At 67.4% G+C, this 26,158-nt stretch carries 23 protein-coding genes; 15 read left to right on the top strand and 8 right to left on the bottom strand.

Translation table 11 applies throughout. The annotated features are described in order from the left end of the window. Nucleotides 1-215 precede the first annotated feature (215 nt). The 3 genes from J2852_RS29765 to J2852_RS29755 are packed head-to-tail and all read right to left on the bottom strand — an operon-like array spanning nucleotide 216 to nucleotide 3,408. Entirely contained in the window at nucleotides 216-1,421 is a 1,206-nt protein-coding gene (locus J2852_RS29765) for an ABC transporter substrate-binding protein (protein ID WP_209882679.1), read from the bottom strand. 40 nt (nucleotides 1,422-1,461) lie between these two features. After that, a complete protein-coding gene (locus tag J2852_RS29760; protein WP_209882678.1) occupies nucleotides 1,462-2,241 on the bottom strand; it encodes an enoyl-CoA hydratase in 780 nt (259 codons plus the stop codon). Nucleotides 2,242-2,244: 3 nt separating this feature from the next. After that, nucleotides 2,245-3,408: an acetyl-CoA acetyltransferase gene (locus J2852_RS29755; RefSeq protein ID WP_209882676.1), complete on the bottom strand. Its 1,164-nt coding sequence runs from the start codon at nucleotides 3,406-3,408 to the stop codon at nucleotides 2,245-2,247. 335 nt (nucleotides 3,409-3,743) lie between these two features. On the opposite strand from J2852_RS29755, the gene J2852_RS29750 reads away from it, so the two are divergent. The 9 genes from J2852_RS29750 (at nucleotide 3,744) to J2852_RS29710 (ending at nucleotide 12,700) form a co-directional block, all read left to right on the top strand. Further along, nucleotides 3,744-4,814, top strand: coding sequence for a phosphotransferase family protein (locus tag J2852_RS29750; RefSeq protein WP_209882674.1), 1,071 nt, complete (start codon nucleotides 3,744-3,746; stop codon nucleotides 4,812-4,814). 36 nt (nucleotides 4,815-4,850) lie between these two features. Then, nucleotides 4,851-6,032 (top strand): acyl-CoA dehydrogenase family protein, encoded by a 1,182-nt coding sequence (locus J2852_RS29745; protein WP_209882672.1) that lies wholly within the window; start codon nucleotides 4,851-4,853, stop codon nucleotides 6,030-6,032. Further along, nucleotides 6,029-6,814 (top strand): SDR family NAD(P)-dependent oxidoreductase, encoded by a 786-nt coding sequence (locus tag J2852_RS29740; protein WP_246500082.1) that lies wholly within the window; start codon nucleotides 6,029-6,031, stop codon nucleotides 6,812-6,814. The genes J2852_RS29745 and J2852_RS29740 overlap by 4 nt, the downstream gene beginning before the upstream one ends. After that, a complete protein-coding gene (locus J2852_RS29735; RefSeq protein ID WP_209882671.1) occupies nucleotides 6,811-8,007 on the top strand; it encodes a CaiB/BaiF CoA transferase family protein in 1,197 nt (398 codons plus the stop codon). The genes J2852_RS29740 and J2852_RS29735 overlap by 4 nt, the downstream gene beginning before the upstream one ends. Nucleotides 8,008-8,033: 26 nt before the next feature. After that, nucleotides 8,034-9,647 carry an acetate--CoA ligase gene (locus J2852_RS29730; protein ID WP_209882669.1) on the top strand — a complete coding sequence of 538 codons (1,614 nt, stop codon included), beginning with the start codon at nucleotides 8,034-8,036 and terminating at the stop codon, nucleotides 9,645-9,647. Further along, a complete protein-coding gene (locus J2852_RS29725) occupies nucleotides 9,644-10,408 on the top strand; it encodes a FadR/GntR family transcriptional regulator (protein WP_246500081.1) in 765 nt (254 codons plus the stop codon). The genes J2852_RS29730 and J2852_RS29725 overlap by 4 nt, the downstream gene beginning before the upstream one ends. Before the next feature lie 22 nt (nucleotides 10,409-10,430). Continuing rightward, nucleotides 10,431-11,141 carry a nitroreductase gene (locus tag J2852_RS29720; protein WP_209882667.1) on the top strand — a complete coding sequence of 237 codons (711 nt, stop codon included), beginning with the start codon at nucleotides 10,431-10,433 and terminating at the stop codon, nucleotides 11,139-11,141. Between the two features lie 99 nt (nucleotides 11,142-11,240). Next, nucleotides 11,241-12,002, top strand: a complete 762-nt coding sequence (locus J2852_RS29715) for an SDR family NAD(P)-dependent oxidoreductase (protein ID WP_209882666.1) — start codon at nucleotides 11,241-11,243, stop codon at nucleotides 12,000-12,002. A gap of 11 nt (nucleotides 12,003-12,013) precedes the next feature. After that, nucleotides 12,014-12,700, top strand: coding sequence for a histidine phosphatase family protein (locus J2852_RS29710; protein WP_209882664.1), 687 nt, complete (start codon nucleotides 12,014-12,016; stop codon nucleotides 12,698-12,700). A gap of 130 nt (nucleotides 12,701-12,830) precedes the next feature. Here the strand turns inward: J2852_RS29710 and rhmD are convergent, their stop codons facing one another. The 4 genes from rhmD to J2852_RS29690 form a co-directional block, all read right to left on the bottom strand. Further along, a complete protein-coding gene (gene rhmD / locus J2852_RS29705) occupies nucleotides 12,831-14,009 on the bottom strand; it encodes an L-rhamnonate dehydratase (protein WP_209882663.1) in 1,179 nt (392 codons plus the stop codon). 20 nt (nucleotides 14,010-14,029) lie between these two features. After that, nucleotides 14,030-15,409 carry an MFS transporter gene (locus J2852_RS29700; protein WP_209882661.1) on the bottom strand — a complete coding sequence of 460 codons (1,380 nt, stop codon included), beginning with the start codon at nucleotides 15,407-15,409 and terminating at the stop codon, nucleotides 14,030-14,032. A 62-nt stretch (nucleotides 15,410-15,471) separates the two neighbouring features. Continuing rightward, nucleotides 15,472-16,224: an SDR family NAD(P)-dependent oxidoreductase gene (locus tag J2852_RS29695; protein ID WP_209882659.1), complete on the bottom strand. Its 753-nt coding sequence runs from the start codon at nucleotides 16,222-16,224 to the stop codon at nucleotides 15,472-15,474. A gap of 131 nt (nucleotides 16,225-16,355) precedes the next feature. Beyond that, entirely contained in the window at nucleotides 16,356-17,201 is an 846-nt protein-coding gene (locus J2852_RS29690; protein WP_209882657.1) for a fumarylacetoacetate hydrolase family protein, read from the bottom strand. A gap of 109 nt (nucleotides 17,202-17,310) precedes the next feature. Here J2852_RS29690 and J2852_RS29685 point away from each other — a divergent pair, with 109 nt between their 5' ends. Then, nucleotides 17,311-18,264, top strand: coding sequence for a LysR family transcriptional regulator (locus J2852_RS29685; RefSeq protein ID WP_209882655.1), 954 nt, complete (start codon nucleotides 17,311-17,313; stop codon nucleotides 18,262-18,264). On the opposite strand, the gene J2852_RS29680 is transcribed toward J2852_RS29685, so the two are convergent. Continuing rightward, nucleotides 18,261-19,274, bottom strand: a complete 1,014-nt coding sequence (locus tag J2852_RS29680) for a LysR family transcriptional regulator (RefSeq protein ID WP_209882653.1) — start codon at nucleotides 19,272-19,274, stop codon at nucleotides 18,261-18,263. The two genes, J2852_RS29685 and J2852_RS29680, sit on opposite strands and share 4 nt — an antisense overlap. A 237-nt stretch (nucleotides 19,275-19,511) precedes the next feature. Between J2852_RS29680 and J2852_RS29675 the strand changes: the two genes are divergently transcribed. The 5 genes from J2852_RS29675 (at nucleotide 19,512) to J2852_RS29655 (ending at nucleotide 26,156) form a co-directional block, all read left to right on the top strand. After that, complete coding sequence (locus J2852_RS29675; RefSeq protein WP_211112382.1) at nucleotides 19,512-20,822, top strand: M20 family metallopeptidase; 1,311 nt, start codon at nucleotides 19,512-19,514, stop codon at nucleotides 20,820-20,822. Nucleotides 20,823-20,853: 31 nt separating this feature from the next. Further along, entirely contained in the window at nucleotides 20,854-22,446 is a 1,593-nt protein-coding gene (locus J2852_RS29670; RefSeq protein WP_209882651.1) for an ABC transporter substrate-binding protein, read from the top strand. A gap of 172 nt (nucleotides 22,447-22,618) precedes the next feature. Then, the gene (locus tag J2852_RS29665) at nucleotides 22,619-23,599 is read left to right on the top strand and encodes an ABC transporter permease (protein ID WP_209882649.1); all 981 of its coding nucleotides are present in this window, start codon (nucleotides 22,619-22,621) and stop codon (nucleotides 23,597-23,599) included. After that, nucleotides 23,596-24,468: an ABC transporter permease gene (locus J2852_RS29660; RefSeq protein WP_209882647.1), complete on the top strand. Its 873-nt coding sequence runs from the start codon at nucleotides 23,596-23,598 to the stop codon at nucleotides 24,466-24,468. The genes J2852_RS29665 and J2852_RS29660 overlap by 4 nt, the downstream gene beginning before the upstream one ends. After that, the gene (locus J2852_RS29655; RefSeq protein WP_209882645.1) at nucleotides 24,465-26,156 is read left to right on the top strand and encodes an ABC transporter ATP-binding protein; all 1,692 of its coding nucleotides are present in this window, start codon (nucleotides 24,465-24,467) and stop codon (nucleotides 26,154-26,156) included. The genes J2852_RS29660 and J2852_RS29655 overlap by 4 nt, the downstream gene beginning before the upstream one ends. Nucleotides 26,157-26,158 lie beyond the last annotated feature (2 nt).

The following is a 26,158-nucleotide window of genomic DNA, read 5'->3' as shown; positions in this document are numbered from 1 at the left end:
GCGGACCTGGAGGTTCACCTCCTTCACCGCGATGAAGCCCTTGAACTCCTTCGAGAGTCCACGCGCTTCGAGAATGATGTCCTCGCTCATCGCTGCCGTCTTGTCTCCCTGCCGTCCACGCATGCGCGGATGGTGAGCGGAAGCCGTGGCCGCAGGGCGTTCGAAAACACGGCCCCGGCACTCCCGCTCACCCGTCCAATCACGTCACGAGCAAACTACTTCACGAGCGGGCAACCGCCCTCGGCCATGGGCCGGTAGGCCTCGTCACCGGGGATCGTCGCCAGGAGCTTGTAATAATCCCACGGCCCCTTGGACTCGGACGGGCTCTTCACCTCGAACAGGTGCATGTCGCGGACGACGCGACCGTCTTCGCGGATCTTGAAGTTGTTGCTGAACATGTCGTTGACCGGGATTTCCTTCATGGCCTTCGACACGGCCAGGGACTCGTCGGTGCCGGCCTTTTCAACGGCTTTCAGGTAGTGCAGCACGGAGCCGTACACGCCCGCCTGCGCCGCGGTCGGCGCGCGGCCGCCGTGACGTTCCATGAAGCGGCGCGACCAGGCGCGGGTCTTGTCGTCCATGTCCCAATAGAAGGACTCCGTGAACACGAGCCCCTGCGCGTCCTTCAGCCCGATGGAATGGACGTCGGTGATGAAGATCAGCAGACCGGCAAGCCGCTGTCCGGCCTGGACGATGCCGAACTCGGCCGCCTGCTTGATCGAGTTGACAGTGTCGCCGCCGGCATTGGCAAGCCCGATCACTTTCGCCTTCGACGCCTGCGCCTGCAACAGGAAGGAGGAGAAGTCCTGCGTGTTCAGCGGGTGGCGGACGGCTCCCACCACCTTGCCGCCGGCCTTTTCGACGAAGGCCATGCCGTCCCGTTCCTGGGAATGGCTGCCGGCGTTGTCGCCGGTCAGGAAGAACCAGCTGTCCCCGCCCTGCTTGATCAGGGCGCGAACGGTACCGTTGGCCATGGAATAGCTGTCGTAGGTCCAGTGGATGGTGGTGGGCGCGCACTGCTTGCCGGTGAATTCGGTCAGGGCCGGGCCGGACAGGAGCAGCATCCGGTTCTTCTCGCGCGTGACGCTGAGCACGCCGAGCGCCGTCGCGGAGTGGGGGACATCGACGATGGCGTCCACGCGGTCAACGTCGATCCACTGCCGGGCGATGGTGGAGCCGATGTCCGGCTTGTTCTGGTGGTCGGCGGTGATGATGGTGACGGGCTTGCCGAGCACGCGACCGCCGAAGTCCTCCAACGCCATCCGGGCGGCGATGACCGATCCCTCGCCGCCGAGGTCGGCGTACAGGCCGGAACGGTCGTTCAGGACGCCGATCTTGACGACGTCGTCGGAAATTTGGGCCAGAGCCGGACCGGCAAACGCAATGCCCGCCGCCAGAGCCAACGATAGAGCCGTTTTCATGTCGTTCCTCCCGGATTGATGATTTTTGGGTGTCGCCGCCTCAGCGGTTTTTCCAGTCCGCATGGCGCTTTTCGGCAAAGGCGGTCATGCCTTCCTTCTGATCCTCGGTGGCGAAGGTGGCGTAGAAAATCCGGCGCTCGACCTTCACGCCCTCGGCCAGGGTGGTTTCATAGGCGGCGTTGACGGCGTCCTTCGCCATCATGACGATCGGCCGCGACAGCGCGGCGATCCTCTCGCCGACCCTCACTGCCTCGTCGACCAGTTCGGCGGCCGGGATCACCCGGCTGACGAGACCGGCGCGTTCCGCTTCCACGGCATCCATGCGGCGTGCGCTCAGAACCATTTCCATGGCCTTGGACTTGCCGACCAGCCGGGTCAGGCGCTGGGTGCCGCCGGCGCCGGGAATGGTCCCGATCGTGACCTCCGGCAGGGCGAACTGCGCCGTGTCGGCGGCCAGGATGAAATCGGCCATCATCGCCAGTTCGCAGCCGCCGCCCAGCGCGTAGCCGGCGACGGCGGCGATGGTCGGCTTGCGGCACGCGGCCAGACGCTCCCACTTCGCGGTGATGAAGTTGGCCTTGTGAGCGCCGATGAAGGTGAAGCCGGCCGCCTCCTTGATGTCGGCCCCGGCGGCGAAGGCCTTGTCGGAGCCGGTGACGACGATGGCGCCGATGGCGTCGTCGGCCTCGAATCCGTCCAGCGCCCGACCAAGTTCGGTCATCAGCTGGTCGGAAAGGGCGTTGAGCGCCTTCGGGCGGTTGAGCGTGATCAACCCGACGGCGCCGCGCGCCTCCACCAGGATGGTGTCGTAAGCGGCCATCGCTCAGCGCACCCGCTCAAGAATGCTGACGTAGTTGGCGACCGCAGCACCACCCATGTTGAAGATTCCCGCCTTGGTCGCACCCGGCACCTGCACGCCGCTGGCGGCGCCCATCAGCTGCATGGCGGTCATCACGTGCATGGACACGCCGGTGGCGCCGATGGGGTGGCCCTTGGCCTTCAGCCCGCCCGACGGGTTCACCGGCAACCGCCCGCCGACCTCGGTCCAGCCCTCCAGCGCGGCCCGGCAGCCTTCGCCCGGCGCGGCGAGGCCCATGGCCTCATACTCGATCAGTTCGGCGATGGTGAAGCAGTCGTGCGTCTCGACGAAATCCAAGTCGTCCAGGCCGAGCCGGGCCTGGTCGAGCGCCTGCCCCCAGGCCGCCGTGCAGCCCTCAAAACGGGTCATGTCGCGGCGGCCCATGGGCAGGAAGTCGTTGACCTGCGCCTGCGCCCGCAACCCGACCGACTTGGCCGCCCGCGCCGCGACGTCGCCATGCGCCAGCACCAGCGCCGCCGCCCCGTCCGACACCATGGAGCAGTCGGTGCGGCGCAACGGCCCGGCCACCAGCGGGTTCTTCTCGGACACCGCTTTGCAGAACTCGAACCCCAGGTCCTTCTGCATGTGGGCGAGCGGGTTGGAAGCACCATTGCGGTGGTTCTTCGCCGCGATGCGCGCCAAGGCGTCCGACTGGTCGCCATAGCGCTGGAAATAGAGCTGCGCGATGCGCCCGAAGATTCCGGCGAAGGAACCGCCGGCCTCCTCCTCGGGAAGATAGCTGGCGGAGGCCAGCGACTGCTGCACCTGCGCGGCCGACGAGGCGGTCATCTTCTCCACCCCCACGACCAGCACCGTCCGCGCCCGCCCGGCGCCGATGGCCATGGCCGCCTGCCGGATCGCGGCGGATCCCGTCGCGCACGCGTTCTCCACGCGCGTCGCCGGCTTGAAGCGCAACGCCTCGTCGGCCTGCAGGACGAGCGAGGCCGGGAATCCCTGCGGATCGAGGCCCTGATTGAAATGACCAACAACGATCTCGTCGATGTCCGCCGGCTCCAGCCCGGCATCGGCGATGGCGTCGGCGGCGACACGCACCACCAGCGATTCCAGGCTCTCGCCATCCAGCTTGCCAAAGCGCGTGTGCGCCCAGCCAATGATGTGTCCCAGCATAATTCCAGCTCTCTCCCTATGGGGACCGCCGGCCGTGCCGTCGCCGTTCATGGGGGCCGTCGTTGCGGCGGCGATGCGGGCAGCGTTTTGTCCGACAACTCGACTATCAGTCCGCTTGTGCGTCGATGTCAAGAGCCTGAGCCAGCCAGCTCGAAAAATGGCCGTTTGGCTAGAAATGCCGCTTTTGATTAGGTTTTATCGCACTGCGGAACAAGTTTGGATGATGACGTGCGGGGCTTGACAGTTTCAAAAGGGCGTGAGTACGATTGGATTGTCGGACAATAAATCAACGACGGACCGCCCTGCCGCGCAGGCCCCGCAACCCAGGCAGCCTCATGCACTTCGATCCCTCCCTGTTCCGCACCGCGGATGAGACGGTTCCGCTGGATTGGGCGACCATCGCCGCGCATCTCGCGCACAGCGGCCTGCATCTGGACCTTTCCGAATCACCACGGCAGTTTCGCGGGGGCCTTGCCAATCTGAACTTTCTGGTCAGCGTCGATGGCGCGCCCACGGTGCTGCGCACGCCGCCACGGGGGCCGCTGCCGCCCGGCGCCAACGACATGAAGCGGGAACACCGCATCCTCAGCCGCCTGTGGCGCGCCCTGCCGCTCGCCCCACGCAGCCTGCACCTGTGCGAAGACCCGGCGGTGGCCGGTCATCCCTTCATCCTTCTGGAATACAGGCCGGGCATCACGCTGCCGGGGGCTTCGCCGGGCCGGCTGGCCGTTGAACCGGAGGCCGGCGCGCGGCTGGGTGCGATGATGATCGACGTGCTGGCCGACATCCAGGCCATCGACCCGGCGTCGGTCGGGCTGGACGGGCTGGGGCGTCCGGACGGCTTCCTGGAGCGGGCGGTTTCCGGCTGGGCGCAGCGCGCCGAGTTGTGCGCCGGGCCGGACGGGCTCGACCCGCTCGTCGCGGAGCTGGTGGGGTGGCTGCGCCGGAACAGCGTGCCCGGCGGCTCGCCGACGCTGCTGCACAACGATTTCAAGCTCGACAACATGATTCTGGAGCCGGAGCGGCTGACCCCGGTCGCCATCGTCGATTGGGACCAGGGAACGCGCGGCGACCCGCTGTTCGACCTCGCCACGCTGCTCAGCTATTGGACGGAGGCGGACGACCCGCCGGCCATGCACCAATTGGCGCAGATGCCCACCGCCGGATACGGCTTCCCGACCCGCCGCGAGGCGGCGGAGCGTTACGCCGCCCGCACCGGGCGCGACCTGTCGGACTTCCGCTTTCATCGGGTGCTGGCGCTGTTCAAGCTGGCCGTCGTCTTCCAGCAACTGCACAGCCGCTACACCAGCGGCGCCACCACCGACCCGCGCTACGCCGGCTTCGGCGATCTGGCGCGCGGCATCTTCGAATTCACCCACGAGGTCAGCCAGAACCGCTGCTTTTAGCGAGCAGTGATAAGGGGATAAAGGGAAAGAAACGCCATGGACTTCTCTCTGCCACCGGTGGTCGCCGCGCTGAAGGAGCGCACGGACGCCTTCATCCGCGATGCAATCATCCCCCTGGAAAAGGATCCGCGCCAGACGCCGCACGGCCCGACCGACGAGCTGCGCCGCGACCTGAACGCGCTGGCCCGCGAAGCCGGTCTCCTCTCGCCGCACATGCCCCGGGAATGGGGTGGTTTGGGGCTCGACCACCGGGGCAAGGCGGTCGTGTTCGAAGCGGCGGGCTACGGCCTGCTGGGACCGCTGGCGCTGAACATCGCCGCACCGGACGAAGGCAACATGCACCTGCTGGAGCAGGTCGCCGACGAGCGGCAGAAGCGGCGCTGGCTCGCCCCGCTGGCGGCGGCCGACATCCGGTCCTGCTTCGCCATGACGGAGCCGCACCCCGGCGCCGGCGCCGATCCCGCGCTGCTGGCGACCAGCTACCGCAAGGCGCCCGGCGGTTACGTCGTCAACGGCACCAAATGGCTGATCACGGGCGCGCACGGCGCCGGTTTCTGCATCATCATGGCGCGTGACGAGGCCTCCCCCGCCGGCGAGCCGCGCGCGACCATGTTCCTCGCCGACATGGACCAGCCGGGCATCGTGATCGAGCGCACGCTCGACACCATGGACCAGGGCTTCCCCGGCGGGCACTGCGTCGTCTCCTTCCAGGATGTCTTCGTGCCGGACGAGGACGTGCTGGGCCGCGAGGGCGAAGGCTTCCGCTACGCCCAGGTCCGGCTCGCTCCGGCGCGGCTGACCCACTGCATGCGCTGGCTGGGCGCCGCCCGGCGCGCACACGACATCGCCACCGACTATGCCCGCCGCCGCCACGCCTTCGGCAAGCCGCTGATCGAGCATGAGGGCATCGGCTTCCAACTGGCGGACAACGAACTGGACATGCACACCTGCCGGCTGGTGATCGCGCAGGCCGCCTGGGTGCTCGACCAGGGCCAGAAGGGCCGGCATGAGTCGAGCATGGCGAAGGTCATCTGCTCCGAAGCGATCTGGCGCGTGGTGGACCGTTGCGTCCAGGTGCTGGGCGGCATGGGCATCACCGGCGACACGGTGGTGGAGCGGATTTTCCGCGAGGCGCGGCCGTTCCGCATCTACGACGGCCCGTCGGAGGTCCACCGCTGGAGCATCGCCCGCAAGCTGGCGCGGGAGGGCGCCCGATGAGCGCGCTCGCCGATCGCATGAAGGGCCTGTTCGACCTGACCGGCACCGTTGCGGTGGTCACCGGCGCCGGGCGCGGGCTGGGGCGGTCCATGGCCGCCGGGCTGGCCGGGCTGGGGGCGGAGGTCGTGCTGTGCGGCCGCACCGCCGACACGCTGGCCGCCGCCGCCGAGGAACTGTCCGCCGAAGGCGGCAAGGTCTGGTGGAAGACCGCCGACGTGTCGCGGGAGGAGGACGTGACCGCCCTGCTCGCCGCCGTGCTGGAACGGTCCGGGCGGGTGGACACGCTGGTCAACAACGCCGGCATCAACCCGATCTACAAGGCGGCGGAGCGCACCGACCTACCGGACTGGCAGAACATCATCGACATCAACCTGACCGGCGTCTACCTGTGCTGCCGCCATTTCGGCGGCGCCATGCTGGAACGGGGATCGGGCAGCATCGTCACGATCAGCTCGGTCGCCGGGCATGTCGGCCTGCGCAAGACCCTGCCCTACTGCGCCGCCAAGGGCGGGGTGGAACTGATGACCAAGTCCCTGGCCATCGACTGGGCGCCGAAGGGCGTGCGGGTGAACTGCATCGCGCCGGGCTTCTTCGAGACCGACCTGACCGCCGGCATGCGCGATCACGCCGCGTTGTCGCAGCGCCTGCTCGACCAGACCCCCATGGGCCGCTTCGGCAAGCCGGAGGAACTGATGGGCGCCGTCGCGTTCCTCGCCTCGCCGGCCTCCTCCTACGTGACCGGCCAGAGCATCGTCGTGGATGGAGGATGGACCGCCCAATGACCGCCATATCCGCATTCAAGGACGCCCTGACCGGCCTGACGGTCCTGGACCTCACCCGGCTGCTGCCCGGCGCCTTCTGCACGCAGATGCTGGCCGACCTGGGGGCCGAGGTCATCAAGGTCGAGGAGCCCGGGCGCGGCGACTACAACCGCGAATTCCCGCCGCTGAACGTGAAGGAATCCGGCTCCTTCCTGCTGCTGAACCGCAACAAGAAGAGCATCACGGTCAACCTGAAGACGGAGGAGGGCAAGACCGTCCTTCGCCGTCTCGCCGCCCGCGCCGACATTCTGGTGGAAGGTTTCCGCCCCGGCGTCATGGACCGGCTGGGGATGGGGTACGAGACGCTGGCGGCGGAGAATCCCCGGCTGATCTACTGCGCCATCTCCGGCTTCGGGCAGGACGGCCCCTACGCGAAGACGCCCGGCCACGACCTGAACTACATGGCGCTGGCCGGCGCGTTGCAGCTGTTCGGCAAGGCGGGCGAGGGGCCGATCGTGCCCGGCCTGTCCATCGCCGACCAGGGCGGCGGGTCCCTCATGGCGGCCTTCGGCATCCTCGCCGCCGTGCTGGCGCGCGGGCAGACCGGCAAGGGGCAGTTCGTCGACGTGTCGATGACGGACGGGCTGGTCGCCTGGCTGCCGTACCACGCCGCCGATTACTTCTTCGCCGGGGTCGAGCCGAAGGGCGGGGAGCGCCGTTTCCTCGGCCAGGCGCCCTGCTACAACGTGTTCCGTTGCGCGGATGGCCGGCACATCACACTGGGGCTGATCGAGGAGACCTTCTGGAACCGCTTCTGCGACCTCGTCGGCCTGTCCGACCTGAAGGAGGCGCAGTGGCCCGAGGGCGCGGAGGCCGAAGCGCAGATGCGCCGCGTCGCCGACCTGATGGCGACAAAGACCTGCGACGAATGGATGGGCCTGCTCGGTCCCGCCGACCTGCCTGTGGCGCCGGTCAACACGATGCGGGAAGCGTTCGACGATCCGCAGCTGAAGCACCGCGAGATGCTGTTGGAAATGGAGCATCCCGTGGAAGGCCGCATCCCGCAGCTCGGCTTTCCCATCAAGTTCTCGGACACGCCGGGCCGGCTGCGCACCCCGCCGCCGCTGCTGGGCGAGCACAACGACGAGGTTCTGCGGTCGCTTGGCTACACCGCCGACGACATTGCGGACATGCGCCGGAAGAGCGCGATCTGAACGAAGAAAGCACCGGAGGGAACGTTATGGCGACCACCACCCAGCACGGCCAGCAAGCAGGCTTCCAGTGGAACGTGCCGGCCACCTTCAACTTCGGCGCCGACGTGGTCGATCGCTTCGCCGAGGATCCGACACGCGTGGCGCTGCTGTGGTCGAACGCCGAGGGGCGTGAGGAACGCTACACCTACGCCGACATGGCGCGGCTGACCAACCGCTTCGCCAACGTGCTGGCAAACCACGGAATCCGCAAAGGCGACCGGGTTCTGGTGATGCTGCCGCGCGTGCCGCAGTGGCAGATCGCCCTGGTCGGCTGCCTGAAGCTCGGGGCCGTGCCGATCCCCTGCATCGACATGCTGACGCAACGCGACGTGACCTATCGCGCCACGCAGAGCGGTGCGCGGGCGGTGGTGACCACGGCGGCCAACGCCGCCAAATTCGCCGACATCGGCGCGCCGCTGGAGGTCCGCCTGTCGGTCGGCGGGGCTCCGGGCTGGATCGACGTCGCCACGGCCCTGGACGGCGCCTCGGACCGGTTCGAGGCGGCCCGCATGCAGCCGGACGACCCTGCCATCATCTATTACACGTCGGGCTCCACCGGGCATCCCAAGGGGGTCACGCACGCCGCGCGCGGCCTCTACGCCTGGCGCGTGTCGGCGGAACACTGGTTGGGACTCAATCCCGGCGATGTCATGTGGTGCACGGCGGACACCGGCTGGAGCAAGGCCGGCACCAGCATTCTGTTCGGCCCGTGGAGCCGGGGCGCGGCGGTGGTCTTCCACGACGGGCCGTTCGAGCCGCGCCATCGCTTCGAGCTGATCCAGCGCCACCGCGTCAATGTCTTCTGCGGCGCCGCGACCGAGTTCCGCCGTCTGGTCCAGGAGGACATTTCCAGCTTCGACCTGTCGTCCCTGCGGCACGCCGTGTCGGCGGGCGAGTCCGTCAACCCGGCGGTGGTGGAACGCTGGCAGGCCCTGACCGGCATTCCGCTGCGCGAGGCCTACGGCCAGACCGAGACGCTGATGACCGTGCTGACCATGGTCGACCGGCCGCCGAAGCCGGGCTCCATGGGCCTGCCGTCCCCCGGCACGGAAATGGGCATTCTGGACGAGGATGGCCGGCGCCAGCCGCCGGGCACGCCCGGCCAACTCGCCATGCGCCTTCCCAACCCGCAGGCGATGCTCGGCTACTGGAACGACCCGGACCGTACGGCCCAGTCGCGCATCGAGGGACCGGATGGCGCGTGGTTCCTGACGGGGGACATGTCCATGGTTGATGAGGATGGATACTTCTACTTCCTCGGGCGCAACGATGACGTTATTAATTCCGCCGGCTACCGCATCGGGCCGCTGGAGGTCGAGAACGCCTTGATCGAGCACGACGCGGTGCAGGAATGCGCGGCCGTTCCCAGCCCCGACGAGGAGCGCGGCGAGGTGGTCAAGGCCTTCGTCGTCCTGCGCGCCGGAATCCAGGGCACGCCGGAACTGGTCAAGGAATTGCAGACTTTCGTCAAATCCATCACCGCACCCTACAAGTACCCGCGGCGGATCGAATTCGTCGAGGAACTGCCCAAGACGGTAAGCGGCAAAATCCGCCGGCGCGTCCTCAAGGAACGTGAATTCGCAGACCACGGTAAGGAATGATGAAGGCCACCCGCAAGCTCTCCATCGAGAAGATTTCCATCGCGCCGGCCTACAAGGTCGTGTCCCAGGCCATCGAGCGGCAGATCATGCAGGGCACGATCAAGGCCGGTGACGTCCTGCCCTCGGAAACCGCCCTGGCCGAGCAGCTGGGCGTCAACCGCTCCACCGTGCGCGAGGGCATCCGGCTGCTGGAGCAGAACGGGCTGGTCCGGCGCCGGGGCGGCAAGAAGCTGTTCGCCAGCGTGCCGCACTATCACGAGACGGCGGCCCATGTGAGCCGTGCCATGGTGCTGCACGAGGTCACCTTCCAGGAACTCTGGGAGACCATCATGGCGCTTGAGCCGGTCGCCGCCGAACTGGCCGCCGAGCGGGCCACGGAGGAGGAGATCGCCGCGTTGGAGGACAATCTGGAGCGCACGCGCCGCTCGCTCGCCAACAGTGAAAGCCTGACGGAACTGGACATCGAGTTCCATCACCTGATCGCCAGGGCCTCCCACAACCGGGCCCTGCTGCTGGCGCGGGAGCCGCTGAGCCATCTGTTCTACCCGGCCTTCTACAACGTCATGTCGCGGCTGAACGCCGGCGAGCGCCTATTTTTCGCCCACGACAAGATCCTGGAAGGCATCCGCAACCGCGATCCGCAAACGGCGAAAAGCTGGATGGAAAAGCACATCGTCGATTTCCGGCGGGGCTATGAGCTTGCCAATCTGGACATACACGCACAGGTCGAACCGTCCTCCCTTCCCTTGGTGGCGGAGTGACGGCTGCAAATGAGGCGTCGCCATGGATTGTCCCCTCCCACCCTCCACCCGCGCACAGCTGTCGGCGGTCGAGGCCATCCGTACCCGCCGCAGCGTGCGCGCCTTCACGGCCGAACCGGTGCCCCGCGAGACGGTCGAATTCATCCTGAGCCTCGCCAGCCGGGCGCCCAGCGGGTCTAACATCCAGCCCTGGAAGGTCTATGTGATCGCCGGCGCCCCCCGTCATGCGCTGTCGGCCGAACTGCAAGCGGCGCATTTCGATCCCACCGATGCCGAGGGGGGAGAGGAATACCAGTACTATCCGACCCAGTGGTTCGAGCCCTATCTGGCCCGCCGCCGCAAGATCGGCTGGGATCTGTACGGCACGCTGGGCATCGCTAAGGGCGACAAGGAGGCCATGGCGCGCCAGCACGCCCGCAACTATGACTTCTTCGGCGCGCCGGTGGGCCTTTTCTTCACGCTGGACCGCCGGATGGAGCTGGGAAGCTGGCTCGACCTCGGCATGTTCATGGAGAACGTGATGGTCGCGGCGCGCGGTCTCGGTCTCGACACCTGCCCGCAGGCGGCGTTCAACAAGTACCATCGCATCGTCAGCCGCCATCTCGGCATCCCCGACACGGAGATCCTGGCGAGCGGCATGGCGCTGGGCCACGCCGACCCGGACGCGCCGGAAAACCGCCTGGAGACCGAACGCGCGCCGGTGTCCGAGTTCACCCGCTTCACCGGATTCTGAAGGCGGGTTCTAAAGGCGGGCATCGCCTACGGTTCGACGTTTCGCGCCGGCCTCCCTGATCGGCGGACACCCCCCATTTTTCCCGACTTAGGAATTGCCATGATTCTGACCAATCAGCCGGCGATCGTCACCGGAGCCGCGTCCGGCCTCGGGGCAGCCACCGCTCGTGCCCTGGCCGCCGCGGGCGCCCGTGTCGCTCTTCTCGACCTTTCGGCCGAACGGCTTGCGCCCTTGGCCGAGGACATCGGCGCGCTCGCCGTTTCCTGCGACGTGTCGGACGCCGGCTCGGCGGAATGGGCCCTGACAGCCGCAGCCCGTGAGCATGGCCCGGCCCGCATCCTCGTGAACTGTGCCGGCATCGCGCCGGCCGGCCGGATCGTCGGCCGCGAGGGGCCGCTGCCTCTGGAGGATTTCGCCCGCGTCGTCCAGGTCAATCTGATCGGGACCTTCAACATGATGCGGCTCGCCGCCGCCGCCATGGCGGCTTTGGAGCCCCTGGACGACGATGAGCGCGGCGTCATTGTCAACACAGCCTCGATCGCCGCCTACGAGGGGCAGATCGGCCAGGCGGCCTACGCGGCGTCCAAAGGCGGGGTTGCCGCCCTCACGCTGCCCGCTGCGCGGGAACTGGCCCGTCATGGCATCCGCGTCGTCACCATCGCACCAGGCCTGTTCGGCACGCCCATGGTCACCGCGATACCGCAGGACGTTCAGGATGCCATCACCGCGACCATTCCGTTTCCGCGACGGTTCGGCAAACCGGAAGAGTACGCGCGCATGGCCCTGTCCATCGTGGAGAACCCAATGGTTAACGGATCGGTCATCCGCCTCGATGGCGCGTTGCGCCTTCAGCCGAAATGAGAGACCCCGTCATGCGGCGGCGCATCCATCTCGTGCGGCACGGCGACGTGACATACTTCGATGAGGCTGGGCAGCCGCTCAACCCCCGCACCGTTCCCCTGACGGAGCACGGGCGCCGTCAGGTTGCGGCGCTCGCCCGTTGGCTGGCACCCGTCACGTTCGACCGCGCCGTGTGTTCCGGCCTGCCTCGGACCCGCGAGACGGCCGAAATCCTGATCGAAGGACGTGGGCTGCCGCTGGCCGAGGATCCCGGCTTTCTGGAGATCCGCGGCGGTCGCCTGCGCGATCTGCCTGCGGAGAGGGTGGGCGCCCTGCTCGCCAACGCCTATCGGGACGCCGGTGACCCCGACGCCTGCTTTCTCGGAGGGGAGAGCTTCGCGACCTTCACGGAGCGTGTGTGGACGGCCTTCTCCGCCCTGCTCGCCGATCCCGGCTGGACGTCGCTTCTGCTGGTCGCCCACGACGCGGTCAACCGGGCCATTCTCTGCCGGGCGCTCGGCTGCGGACTGCCCGGCATGGCTGCGTTGGAACAGGATCTCGCCGGGCTCAGCATCATCGACGCCGACACGCGGGAAACGGGCGAACCACGGCTGATCGTCCGCGCCATCAACGTGACGGCCTACGATCCGATCAAGGAAACCATCCGGGAAACATCCATGGAAACCGTGGCTCTTCGCTATCGGCCAGCCCTGAAGTAAGGGGCCGGAGCTTGTGAGTTTTTGCCGGTTGTGCGGCGGTGCGCAATCGGCTGGAGGAGATAGGCACCGTGCGACGACCTGATACAGGGTCGTCACACAATGCCTCCCGCGCCGGTTCCCGGCTCCGGCCTCAGTGCGTGTGGGGACGCGACAGCGCGCAGTCCGGGTTCAGGCGGACGCCGAAGCCCGGCGTTTCCGGAACCTTCAGGCGGCCGTTCACCGGCACCGGCTCGTCGAGCAGGAGCGGCGTGAACATCGGCACCACCTTGTCCGCCTTCGGCGCCATCATCAGGAACTCGGCAAACGGGCTGTTATGTCGGGTGACGACGAAGTGGTAGCTGTAGACGCTCGATCCATGCGGCACGACCAGCGCGTTGTGCGCGTCGGCCAGCGCCGAGATCTTGATCAGCTCGGTGATGCCGCCGCACCAGCCCACGTCCGGCTGGATGATGTCGCAGCAGCCCATCTCCAGCAGCATGCGGAAGCCCCAGCGCGTGGCCTCGTGCTCGCCGGTGGTCACCAGCATGCCCTTCGGCACGTTGCGGCGCAGCTGCGCGTAACCCCAGTAATCATCGGGCGGCAACGCCTCCTCGATCCACTTCAGACCCAGCTCATGCGCCCCCTGCGCCAGCCGCGTGGCGTAGTTGAGGTCGAGGCTCATCCAGCAGTCGTACATCAGCCAGAAATCGTCGCCGACGCGCTCCCGCATGTCGGCCAGCAGGGCGAGGTTCTTGCGCAGTCCCTCCTCGCCCTCGGCCGGGCCGTGGTGCAGCGGCAGCTTGCCGCCGATGAAGCCCATCTGCTTGGCGAGGTCCGGACGCGCACCGGTGGCGTAGAATTGAAGCTCGTCCCGCACCGGCCCGCCGAGGAGTTGGTACACCGGCTCCCCCCGCACCTTGCCCAGCAGGTCCCACAGCGCCAGATCGACGCCGGAGATGGCGTTCAGCACGATGCCCTTGCGCCCGTAGAAGAGGGAGCCGTTGAACATCTGGTCCCAGATCTTCTCGATGTCGGTGACGCGCTGGCCCTCGACGAAGCGGGACAGGTGCTTTTCCACGATCCAGGCGCCGATCTCGCCGCCGGTGGTGACCGCGAAGCCGATGGTGCCGTCGGACGCCTCAACTTCCACCACGAGGGTGCCCAGCACGTTCAGACCGAAGGTCTGGCGGCTCTGCCGGTACTCCGGATACTTGCTCATGGGGGTGGCGATGTGGTCGTCGATCCAATGGTCGGCGCCTTGGTCGTGATAGTCGGCGCCACCGCCGCGCACGGTGAAGGCACGGACCTGACGGATGGTTGGCACGCTCATGGGTTCGGTTCCCGTTGCTTTCAGTGTTGCGAGTAGGCGGCGCCGGAGGCCCGCAGTTCATCGGTGGCCGCGCGGCTGAGCCGAGCCGGCTCCGACAGGCGCAGCGCCTTGAGGCCGAGGATCAGCAGCGCACCCAGCAGGGTGGTGCCGGCCAGCACGTAGAGACCGGCGGCGCCGGAGGCGAAGAAGCCCTCCGCCCAGGTCTTGACGTTCGGGGCGACGAAGCCGCCGAGCGCGCCCAGCGAGTTGACCATGGCAATGCCGCTGGCCGCCGCGATGCCGCCCAGGTAGCCCGTGGGGAAGGTCCAGAACAGCGGCTGCACGGCGATGAAACCGGCGGCGGCGACGCACAGAGCGAGCAGCGCGACGAAGGGCGACCCGGCCGCCGCCGAGACGGCGATGCCGATGCCGGCGGCCGACAGAGTCAGCGCGGCGAGCACCCGGCGCTCACCCGTGCGGTCGGAATAGCGCGGGATGACATAGGCGGCGGCCAGCGCGCAGATCCAGGGGATGGCCGTGACCAGACCCACCTCGAACCCGATCTTCTTGCCCAGCAGGCCGGCGACCTGGGTCGGCAGGTAGAAGACCACGCCGTAGACGCTCATCTGGATCAGGAAATAGATGGCGCAGAGGTACAACAGGCGCGGGTTGGCAAGGGCAGCCAGCACACCCTTCGGCCCGTGAGCGTGCTTGTGGGCTTCCTCCGCCCCGATGGCGTCGGCGAGCGCGCCCTTTTCCTCGGCGGACAGCCACTCGGCGTCGTTCGGGCGGTTGTCCAGGTACCAGAAGGCCCAGACGCCGACGACGGAGGCCAGCAGGCCTTCGACCAGGAACATCCATTGCCAGCCGTGCAGGCCGCCCATACCGTTGAGGTCGAGCAGCAGGCCCGACAGCGGGCTGCCGAAGATGAAGGCCAGTGGCGCTCCGAAATAGAACAGCCCCATGGCCCGGCCACGGGATTGGGCCGGGAACCAGTAGGTCAGATACAGGATCACGCCGGGGAAGAAGCCGGCCTCCGCCACGCCCAGCAGGAAGCGCAGCCAGTAGAACATCGTCTCCGTGTGCGCGAAGGCCATGGCGGCGGAGATCACACCCCAGGTCACCATGATCCGGCACATCCAGGCACGCGCGCCGACGCGGTGCATGATCAGGTTGCTCGGCACCTCGAACAGCGCGTAGCCGATGAAGAAGATGCCGGCGCCAAGCGCGAAGGCGGCATCGCTGATGCCGGTGTCCACCTGGAACGCCTTCTTGGCGAAACCGATGTTGGCGCGGTCCAAGAAGGCAAGCACGTACATCAGCAGCAGGAAGGGCAGCAGGCGGGCCTGCACCTTGCCGACCGTGCGGTCGAGCAGGCTGGCGGACGCCTGAACGGGCGGAGACGTGGCGGGTGAAGACATGTGCGTTTCCTCGGTTTTGCGGGCGCTTGTTGTTTTTGATGCCCGTGGGATCGATGCGGCGCTCAGTACACGGCGCGGCCGCCGGAAATGTCGAAGACGGCGCCAGTCGTGAAGGAGCAGTCCTCGGTCGCCAGCCAGCCGATCATCGCCGCCACTTCATCGACTTGGACAAAGCGGTTCATCGGGATCTTCGACAGCATGTAGTCGATGTGTTCCTGCTTCATCTGCGCGAAGATGTCGGTCTTCGCGGCGGCCGGCGTGACGCAGTTGACGATCACGCCCTTGGTCGCCAGCTCCTTGCCCAGCGACTTGGTCAGCGCGATCAGGCCGGCCTTCGACGCGCTGTAGTGGGAGGCGTTGGGGTTGCCCTCCTTGCCGGCGATGGACGCGACGTTGACGATGCGCCCGTAGCCGCGCTGGATCATGTGCGGCACCACTGCCCGGCAGGTCAGGTAGGGGCCGACGAGGTTCACGTCGATCACCCGGCGCCACACCTCGGGATCCAGTTCCCAGGTCGGGCCGTTGCCGCCGGTGATGCCGGCGTTGTTCACCAGCACGTCGATCCGGTCGAAGCGGTTCAAGGTCGCCGCGACGCCGTCGGCGACGGAGCGCTCGTCGGTCAGTTCCACGGCGGCGGCGGTCACGTCGCCCAGGCTGGACAGGCGCTCCTTCGCCTCCTCCAGCTTCGCGGCGTCCACATCCCAAAGGGATAGCGCGGCGCCCGAGCGCAGCATGCGCTCCGCCACCGCGTAGCCGATGCCGCGCGCGGCCCCGGTGACGATGGCGACACGGCCGGTCAAATCGAGCTTGTTCATGGCTTGGGGTCTCCCTGATTGATTTTTGGAGGGCTGCCGCTGGGCATGGCTCTCCCGTTGCGGCCGCATGGGGGCGGCCGGGGCGTTTTCCCTCTCCCATCGGGGATGGGAGAGGGGGAATGCAGATGGCTTTACGGAGCGGTGATGGCCCGCTGCTGCTGCTCGCCGAGACCCGCGATGCCAAGGCGCATCGTCTGGCCGGCGTGCAGGTAGAGCGGCGGCTTCTGCCCCAGACCGACACCCGGCGGCGTGCCGGTGGAGATGATGTCGCCCGGCTGAAGGCTCATGAACCGGCTGATGTAGGACACCAGATGGGCGACGCCGAAGACCATCGTCCGCGTGTTGCCGTCCTGAAAGCGCTTGCCGTCCACCTCAAGCCAGAGGTCCAGTTGCTGCGGATCCTCGATCTCGTCGGCGGTGACCAACCAGGGACCGATGGGGGCGAAGGTGTCGTGGCCCTTGCCCTTGTCCCACTGGCCACCGCGCTCCAGCTGGAAGGCACGCTCCGACACGTCGTTGACGATGCAATAGCCGGCGACATGCTCCAGCGCGCGGTCTTCGGAGACGTATTTGGCCATCTTGCCGATCACGACGCCCAACTCCACCTCCCAGTCGGTCTTTTCGGAACCGCGCGGGATTTCGACGTCGTCGAAGGGGCCACAGATGGAACTGGACGGCTTCAGGAACAGCACGGGTTCGGTTGGCACCGCCATGCCGGACTCGGCGGCGTGGTCGGAGTAGTTCAGGCCGACGCAGACGATCTTGCCGACCGCCCCGACGCAGGCGCCGATGCGCGGGTTGCCGGGGACTTCGGGAAGGGTGGCCGGGTCGAGGCGGCGGAGGCGGTCCAGCGGTTCCGGCAGCAGGGCCGCACCGGCGATATCCGGCACATGCTGCGATAGATCACGCAGACGGCCCTGCCGATCGACCAGCGCGGGCTTCTCCTGACCGGGCTGGCCGAAGCGCACCAACTTCATGGCGTTTCCTCATGTTGCTTATCGGATTGTTTCAAGGGTAAGAAGTTCCGCGATAGCGATCCAATCGAAACTCATCCGCTATCGATCGAGCTTTTCTATCGGAGCCGGCATGCGTCCCGCCCCCCTGCTGCCCGTCCTGATGAACCGGCTGCGCCTGAAGCAACTAGCGCTGGTCGCCGCACTCGGCGAGCAGCGGAACCTCCACCGCGCGGCGGCGGCCATCAACGTGACGCAGCCGACCGCCACCAAGATGCTGCACGATGTGGAGCTGGTGTTCGGCTTCCCGCTGTTCGAACGGCTGCCGCGCGGCATGCAGCCGACCGAACTCGGCAACGAGGTGGTGCGCTTCGCCGTGCGCCTGCTGGCCGATTTCGACCGCTTCGCCCAGGACCTCGACGGCAAACGGCGGGGCGGTTACGGGCAGTTGGTGGTCGGCGCGATCATGGGCGCCGCGCCGGACCTCGTCGCCCGCGCCGTCGCCGACCTGAAGGCCAAGCGCCCGCTGCTGGTCGTCCGGCTGCTGGGCGAGACCAGCGACGAGATCCTGGACCTGCTGGCCGAACGCAGAATCGACCTTGCCGTCGGGCGCTTCAGCGGGCCGCTCCAGCACAACGAGTTCGACTTCGAACCGCTGGCCAACGAGACGCTCTACGTCGTGGCGCGGACCGGCCATCCGCTGGGCGGCGTGGCGAGCGTCGATCTGGGCGACCTCGGCCAGCTTCCCTGGGTGGTGCAGCCGCTGACCAGCCCGGCCCGGCAACTGCTGGAGCAGGAATTCGCGCAGGCGCGCATGGCGACACCGGCGAACCTGGTCGAGGCCAGTTCGATCTTCGCCACTTTGCAACTGCTGCAAACCAGCGACGCCGTGGCCGTGCTGCCGGAATCGGTGGTGCGCGACCATTTGCGCGCGGGGCTGCTGTGTCGCCTGCCGCTGGTCATCGGTACCAACCTGACGGGCTTCGGCATCCTGACCCGCAAGGGCGAGGTGCTGGCCGGCGCCGCCGTGGAGTTCGTGCGGGCGCTCCGCCAATACGCCGAGGCGGTCCAGGCGGCGAAGGGCTAAGCCGCTTCGAACTGCTTGGATACCCATTCCTCCACCGTCGCCGAATCGAAGCGGCGGTCGAGCGGGATGGCGGCGATGGCGGCACGGCAGGTCTCAATGAACATGCGCTCCGCCCGGTTCAGCTTGGCGCCGGGGTTCCACAGGAGATGGATATCAACCGGCGCCACCCCTTCCTCCGGCGGCAGGGGCCAGAGCAGGCCTTCGCGCACGTCGCGTTCGGCCACATGCTGCGGCAGCGGGCCGACGCCGAGCCCGGCCAGGATCATGCGCCGCACCTCGTCCAGATTGACGGAGGCACCGACGATGCGGCTTTCCAGCCCTTCCTGCGCACGGAAAACGGTCAGCGGCGACAGCACGCCGCCGATCTGGTCGGAGGTGAAGGAGACGAACCCCTCGCTGCGCAGGTCGCTCAAACACAGGTCGCGGCGCCCGAACAGCGGATGACGGGGACCGCAGTAGAAGCGGAACAGCTGGCGCGCGAACAGAGCGTGCTCGATCAGCGGCGGCGCCTCCCGCATCAGGCAGATGCCGAGCGAGGCCGTCTTCTGCTGTATCGCCGTGTGGACGTCGGCGCTCGCCATCACGTCCAGCCGGAAGGTCGCCTGCGGATGGGCGGTGTGAAAGCGCTCCAGAATCGCGTCGAACAGCGGCGACTGGATTCGACTCGCCAGCAGGATACGGACATGGCCGGAGATTTCCTCACGGATCTCGCGGACCAGCACCCCGAAGCGGGAGATGTTGCCGTAGATCTCCAGCACCTCGGCGTAAATGACCTCCCCTGCCTCGGTCACCCGGAAACGGCCCTGCCCGCGCTCGATCAGGCAGCGGCCCATCTGGTCCTCCAGCCGCTTCAGCGCTTGGCTGACCGCCGGCTGGGTCAGGCCCAGGCGGGTGGCGGCGCGGGTCACGCCCTGCTCCTGCACGATCACCATGAAGGTGCGCAGCAGGTTCCAATCCAGCTGCTGGCCTAAGCGTTCCAGATCGCGGCGTTCCAGATCGCGCGGCGTCATCGATAATCCCATCGCCATAAATCACATTTATGTGGGGAATGAGGATTATCGATTTGGCGGACGATGAAAAGCTGAATTGTAATACCCCCGTAATCAGCGGTCGAAGCCCCCTCGCTGTCAACATCGGCGAAAGGTCATGGGCATAGCCCGAAAGTCGTGAACACCCCCACAACTGGCGGGGGATTTCGCGAACGGGAACTTACGACCGCGCGCAGGGGTGGTTGGAAGGGAGTTGTCATGCCCGCATCCGAGAAGGGTGTGCGGAGCATTGAGGCCGTGGGCCGGGACGCGATCCTGGATGCGGTGGCGATGCTGCGCGAGGACGGAGTGCGTCTGCTCGCCGATCTGGTCCGCATTCCCAGCCTGCTGGGACAGGAAGGGCCGGCGCAGGATTTGATGGAACGGGTCTTCCGCGACCTCGGCCTTGAAGTCGATCGCTTTGCCATCGACGAGGAGGCGCTGAAGAAGCAGCCAGGCTGGTCGCCCTCGCTGATCTCCTACGAGGGGCGCGAGAATGTGGTGGGCATCCACAAGCCCCACGGCACGTCAGGCCGCTCGCTGATCCTCAACGGCCACATCGACGTGGTGCCGACCGGGCCGGAGGAGCTGTGGTCCGCCCCGCCCTTCGAGCCGGTGGTCCGCGACGGACGCCTCTACGGGCGCGGGGCCGGCGACATGAAGGCCGGGATCGTCGCCTATGTCATGGCCTTCAAGGCGCTGAAGAGCTTGGGCGTGCAGCCCGCCGCCCCGGTCTATCTGCAATCGGTCGTCGAGGAGGAATGCACGGGCAACGGCGCGCTCGCCTGCGTGGCGCGCGGCTACAAGGCCGATGCCGCCGTGATCCCCGAGCCGTTCAACCACACGCTCCAGATCGCCCAGATCGGCGTGATCCGCTGCGAGTTGGAGGTGACCGGCCGCCCCGCCCATGTGCTGGACACCGGCGCCGGCCTGAACGCCATTGAGGCCGCCTTCCAAGTCCTCAAGCACCTGAAAACGCTCGAATCGGCCTGGAACCATCCGGACGGGCGGCATCCGGCCTATGAACACCATCACCACCCCTACAACCTGAACGTCGGCCACATCGAGGGCGGCGAGTGGGCGTCGTCCGTGCCGACCCGCTGCCGGATGGAGCTGCGCTTTGGCTTCCCCCCAGGCCGCGCGGCGTTCAACGTCAGCGCGGAGATCGAGCGCGCCGTGGCCGAGGCCGCGCGCACCGATCCGGCGCTGGCCGGCATCACCGCCCGCGTCATCTTCCGGGGCTTCCAGGCGGAGGGCTGCACGCTCGACCCCGAGCACCCGATGCTGGAGGCGCTGGACGCCGCCCATCGCACGATCTTCGGCACCCCGGCGCCCCGGCTGGCCCAGACCTGCACCACGGACGCCCGGAACTTCATTCTTTACGGCGACACGCCGGCCACCTGCTACGGCCCGGAGGCGGAGCGCATCCACGGCATCGACGAATCCGTGTCGCTCGACAGCCTCGCCAAGGTGACCGCCGTGCTGGCCCTGTTCATGGCCGACTGGTGCGGCCTGGAAGAGATTTCGTGACCATCGGCAAAACAATAAGGAGGCCTCACCGATGAGCAACCGTCTGCGGTGTTTTCGACAAAGCCTGACCGCCGCCGCACTGGCCGCCATGCTGGCGATCCCAGGGGCGGCGATGGCGCAGGAACGCGGCGGCACGATGAACATCATCGTCCAGCCGGAACCGCCGATCCTCGTCCTCGGCATCAACCAGCAGGGCCCGACCCAGACGGTCGCCGGCAAGATCTACCAGGGCCTTCTCACCTTCGACTTCAATCTGAAGCCCCAGCCGGAACTGGCCGAGAGCTGGGAAGTCTCCCCGGACGGCAAGGTCTACACCTTCCGCCTCGTGAAGAACGCGAAGTGGCACGACGGCAAGCCCTTCACCGCGCATGACGTGGTCTTCTCCACCTCCAAATTCCTGATGGAGACCCATCCGCGCGCCCGCGCCACGTTCAGCAAGTGCGAAAAGATCGAGGCGCTGGACGACCACACCGTCCAGTTCACGCTGAAGGAGCCGTTCGGTCCCTTCCTCCAGGCGTTCGAGGTGTCCTCGGCCCCGATGATGCCGAAGCACATCTATGAGGGCACCGACTTCAAGACGGCCCCGGCCAACGCCACGCCCATCGGCACCGGCCCCTTCAAGTTCAAGGAATGGGTCAAGGGCTCCTACATCCACCTCGTCCGCAACGACGAGTACTGGAAGGCGGGCAAGCCCTATCTGGACGACATCTATTTCCGCGTGATCCCGGACGCCGCCTCGCGCTCCGTCGCGGTGGAACAGGGCACCGTCCAGCAGACCCAGTTCAACGACATCGAAACCTTCGACGTGCCGCGCCTGAAGGCTCTGCCCAACGTCGAGATGACGACCAAGGGTTACGAGTTCTTCGCGCCGCTGTCCTGGATCGAGATCAACACCCGCACCAAGCCGCTGGACGACAAGCGCTTCCGGCAGGCGATGATGCACGCGCTCGACCGCAAGTTCATCCGCGACAAGATCTGGTTCGGCCTCGGCCGCCCGGCGACCGGCCCGGTCAACTCCGTGACGCGCTTCTATGAGGGCAACGTCAGGAAGTACGACTACGACCCGAAGAAGGCCGAAGCCCTGCTGGACGAGATGGGTCTGAAGAAGGGCGCCGACGGCAACCGTGCCAAGGTCCGCCTGCTGGTCATGCCCTACGGTGAGACCTGGACGCGGCTGGGCGAGTACGTGAAGCAGGCGATGAAGCGGGTCGGCGTGGACGTGACGCTGGAGACGACGGACGCCGCCGGCTGGGTCAACCGCGTGTCCAACTGGGACTACGACCTGACCTTCAACTTCGTCTACCAGTACGGCGATCCGGCACTGGGCGTGTCGCGCACCTACGTGTCGGACAACATCCGCAAGGGTGTCATGTTCTCCAACACCATGGGCTATGCCAACCCCGAGGTTGACCGCCTGTTCGCCCAGGCCGCCCAGACCAACAAGGACGAGGAGCGCCAGCAGCTCTATTCCGCCGCCCAGAAAATCCTGGTCGAGGACGTGCCCGTCGCGTGGCTGCTGGAGATGGAATTCCCGACCTTCATCGACAAGCGCTTCAAGAACGCCGTCACGACCGCCATCGGCGTGAACGAGAGCTACGACAGCGTCTACATGGTCAAGAAGTAAGCACCGCCTATCCCTCTCCCGTCCCGGGAGAGGGTGGCCCGAAGGGCCGGGTGAGGGTCCTGCAAAGATCGGACGCCGATCCTTGTCGGCACCCTCACCCTCCCGCGCTTCGCGCGGGCCCCCTCCCTCTCCCGGGACGGGAGAGGGGAAAGAGACAGAGGGTTAGAGACACATGCCCCGCATCGCCGCGTTCGTATCGCAACGGCTGATAAAAGCGGTGTTCGTCGTCCTGGCGATCGCCGTGTTCAACTTCTTCCTGGTCCACGCCGCCCCTGGCGACCCCGCGCAGGTCATGGCGGGTGAAGCCGGGGCCGCCGACGCCCAGTTCGTGGAGCAGCTTCGCCAGCAGTTCGGCCTCGACCGGCCGATGATCGAACAGCTGGGCACCTACATGGGCAAGGTCGTGCAAGGCGACCTGGGCTTCTCCTACCGGCAGCAGCGCCCGGTGTTCGACCTGCTGATGGACCGGCTGCCGGTCACCCTGTCGCTGACGCTGACCGCCTTCGTGCTGGCGCTGATTGGCGGCGTGGCGCTGGGCACCCTGGCGGCCATGCGCGCGGGCACCTGGTCGGACACCGCCATCACGGTGGTGGGCCTGACCGCCTATGCCACGCCGATCTTCTGGATCGGGCTGATGCTGATCCTGCTGTTCTCGGTCAACCTCGGCTGGCTGCCGGCCTTCGGGACGGAGACCATCGGGGCCGGCTACACGGGGTGGGAAGCCTTCCTCGACCGGGTGAAGCATCTGGTGCTGCCGGTGACCACGCTGGCGCTGTTCTATATGGCGGTCTACACGCGGCTGACCCGCGCCTCGATCCTGGAGGTGCGCGACATGGACTTCGTCAAGACGGCGCGCGCCAAGGGCCTGCCGGAATGGCGCATCGTCTCGGTCCACGTCCTGCGCAACGCCATCCTGCCCGTCATCACGGTGGCGGGCTTCCAGGCCGGTCACCTGATCGGCGGTTCCATCCTGATCGAGACCGTCTTCGCCCTGCCCGGCATCGGGCGCCTCGCCTTCGAGGCGGTGTTGCAGCGCGACTATCAGGTGCTGCTCGGCATCTTCCTTCTGACATCGGTGGTGGTGGTGATCTTCAACCTGCTGACCGACCTGATCTATTCGCTGGTGGATCCGCGGATCGAGGTGGCGCCATGACCGCCGCCGTCATCACGCCGTCCCGCAAGGGGTCCGGATTCTGGGCCGCCTTCGCCCGCAACAAGGGCGCGGTGATCGGGCTGGTGTTCCTCACGCTCGTCATCCTGATGGCCGTCTTCGCCGACCTGCTGTTTCCGACGAGCCCCTGGGACATGACCACCATCCCGTTCCAGCCGCCGCTGTCGGAGGACGCGCTGCTGGGATCGGACACGCTGGGCCGCGACATCGCGTCGGGCATTGCGCACGGGGCGCGGGTGTCGCTGCTGATCGGCCTGACCTCGACCGCCGTGGCGGTGCTGATCGGGGTGCTGCTGGGGGCCGTCGCCGGCTTCTACGGCGGCCGGGTGGACGACGCGGTGATGCGCTTCACCGAGCTGTTCCAGACCATCCCCAACTTCGTGCTGGCCGTCGTGCTGGTGGCGATCTTCACGCCGTCGCTGGCCTCCATCGTGCTGGCCATCGCCATCGTGTCCTGGCCGCCGCTGGCGCGTCTGGCGCGCGGCGAGTTCATGAGCCTGCGGAGCCGCGAGTTCGTGCAGGCCGCCGTCACCACCGGTCAGTCGAACCTGACCATCATCTGGCGCCAGATCCTGCCCAACAGCCTGTCGCCGATCATCGTGTCGGCCTCGCTGATGGTCGCGACCGCGATCCTGCTTGAAAGTTCCCTCTCCTTCCTCGGCCTCGGCGATCCGAACCTGATGAGCTGGGGCTACATGGTGGGGGCCGCCCGCACCGTGATCCGCCAGGCCTGGTGGATGAGCTTCTTCCCCGGTATCGCGATTTTGCTGACCGTGCTTGCCCTCAACCTCGTGGGCGAAGGGCTGAACGACGCGCTGAACCCGAAGCTGGCGCGAAAGGGACGGGCATGACCACGGACATCAAGGCCGATATGAAGGCCGACACTCACTTGCTCGATGTGCGCGGGCTGACCATCAACCTGCCGCCGGGCGCCGATCGACCCTTCGCGGTGGAGGATCTGACCTTCACGCTGGACCATGGCGAGATCCTCTGCGTGGTCGGCGAGTCGGGATCCGGCAAGTCGATGACGGCGCACGCCGTGATGGGCCTGCTGCCCAAGGCGGTGAAGGTGTCCGCCGGCGGCATCCGCCACCAGGGCACCGACGTGCTGAGCCTGCCGGAGCGCGACCAGCGGGCGCTTCGCGGCGGCCGCATCTCCATGATCTTCCAGGAGCCGATGACGGCGCTGAACCCGCTGATGCGGGTGGGCGACCAGATCGACGAGGTGCTGCGCTACCACACCACGCTCAGCCGCGCGGCGCGGCGGGCGCGGGTGGTGGAGCTGCTGGCCTCGGTCGGCCTGCCGGACCCGGACCATCTGCGCCGCAGCTACCCGTTCCGCCTGTCGGGCGGCCAGCGCCAGCGCGTTATGATTGCCATGGCCCTGGCGGTCGAGCCGGACATCCTGATCGCCGACGAGCCGACCACAGCGCTGGACGTCACCACCCAGAAGCAGATCCTGGAGCTGATCCGCGAGGTTCAGGCCAAGCGCCGCATGGGCGTGATGTTCATCACCCACGACTTCGGCGTGGTGGCTGAAATCGCGCACCGCGTCGCGGTGATGCAGAAGGGCAAGCTGGTCGAGATCGGCCCGGCGTCGGAAGTGCTGAACCGTCCGAAGCACCCCTACACCCGCCAGCTGATCGCCGCCGTCCCGCACTTGATCGAGCACCGCGAGGACTTCACCCGCGAGCGCAAGCCGGTGCTGACGGCGGAGGGCGTGAACAAGACCTTCCACATCGGCGGCAGCATGTTCCGGCCGGGACGCACGGTGGTGGCCGGCAACAACCTGTCGCTGACCATCCACGAGGGCGAGACGGTCGGGCTGGTCGGTGAGTCCGGTTCCGGCAAATCGACGCTGGGCCGCTCCATCGTCGGGCTCATCAAGCCGGACTCCGGCAAGATCCTGTTCGAGGGGGTGGACCTGCTGTCCCTCTCCCGCCCGGCCTTCCGGCCCTACCGGCGGCATGTGCAGATGGTCTTCCAGGACCCCTACGCCTCGCTGAACCCGCGCCACACCGTGGGCGACATCATCACGCAGGGGCCCGTGGCCTTCGGCGAGGACCGCAAGCGGGCGCTGGACAAGGCGAAGGACCTGCTGAAGCTGGTCGGCCTCGACGCCTCGGCGGCGGACCGTTTCCCGCACGAGTTTTCCGGCGGGCAGCGGCAGCGCATCTCCATCGCCCGCGCGCTGGCGCTGGAGCCGAAGCTGCTGATCGCGGACGAGCCGGTGTCGGCGCTGGACGTGTCGGTGCAGGCGCAGGTGCTCGACCTGCTGGAGGATCTGCGGCACCGGCTGAACCTGTCGATGTTGTTCATCACCCACGACCTGCGCGTCGCCGCCCAGATCTGCGACACCATCGCGGTCATGCAGAAGGGCAGCATCGTGGAGATCGGCCCGGCCCGCGAGGTCTTCGGCAACCCGCAGCACGCCTACACCCGCCAGCTGCTCGACGCCATTCCCGGCAAGGGCTGGACCCTGCCGGAGGACGTGGTGCCGGCGTCGCGGCGGCACGCGCCCGTGCGGAACAGCGCATGAAA

The sequence above is a fragment of the Azospirillum soli genome, from assembly GCF_017876165.1.
Taxonomy (GTDB): Bacteria; Pseudomonadota; Alphaproteobacteria; order Azospirillales; family Azospirillaceae; genus Azospirillum; species Azospirillum soli.
The sequence above is the reverse complement of the archived record's forward strand: the minus strand, read 5'-3'. Positions and strand labels throughout refer to the sequence as shown.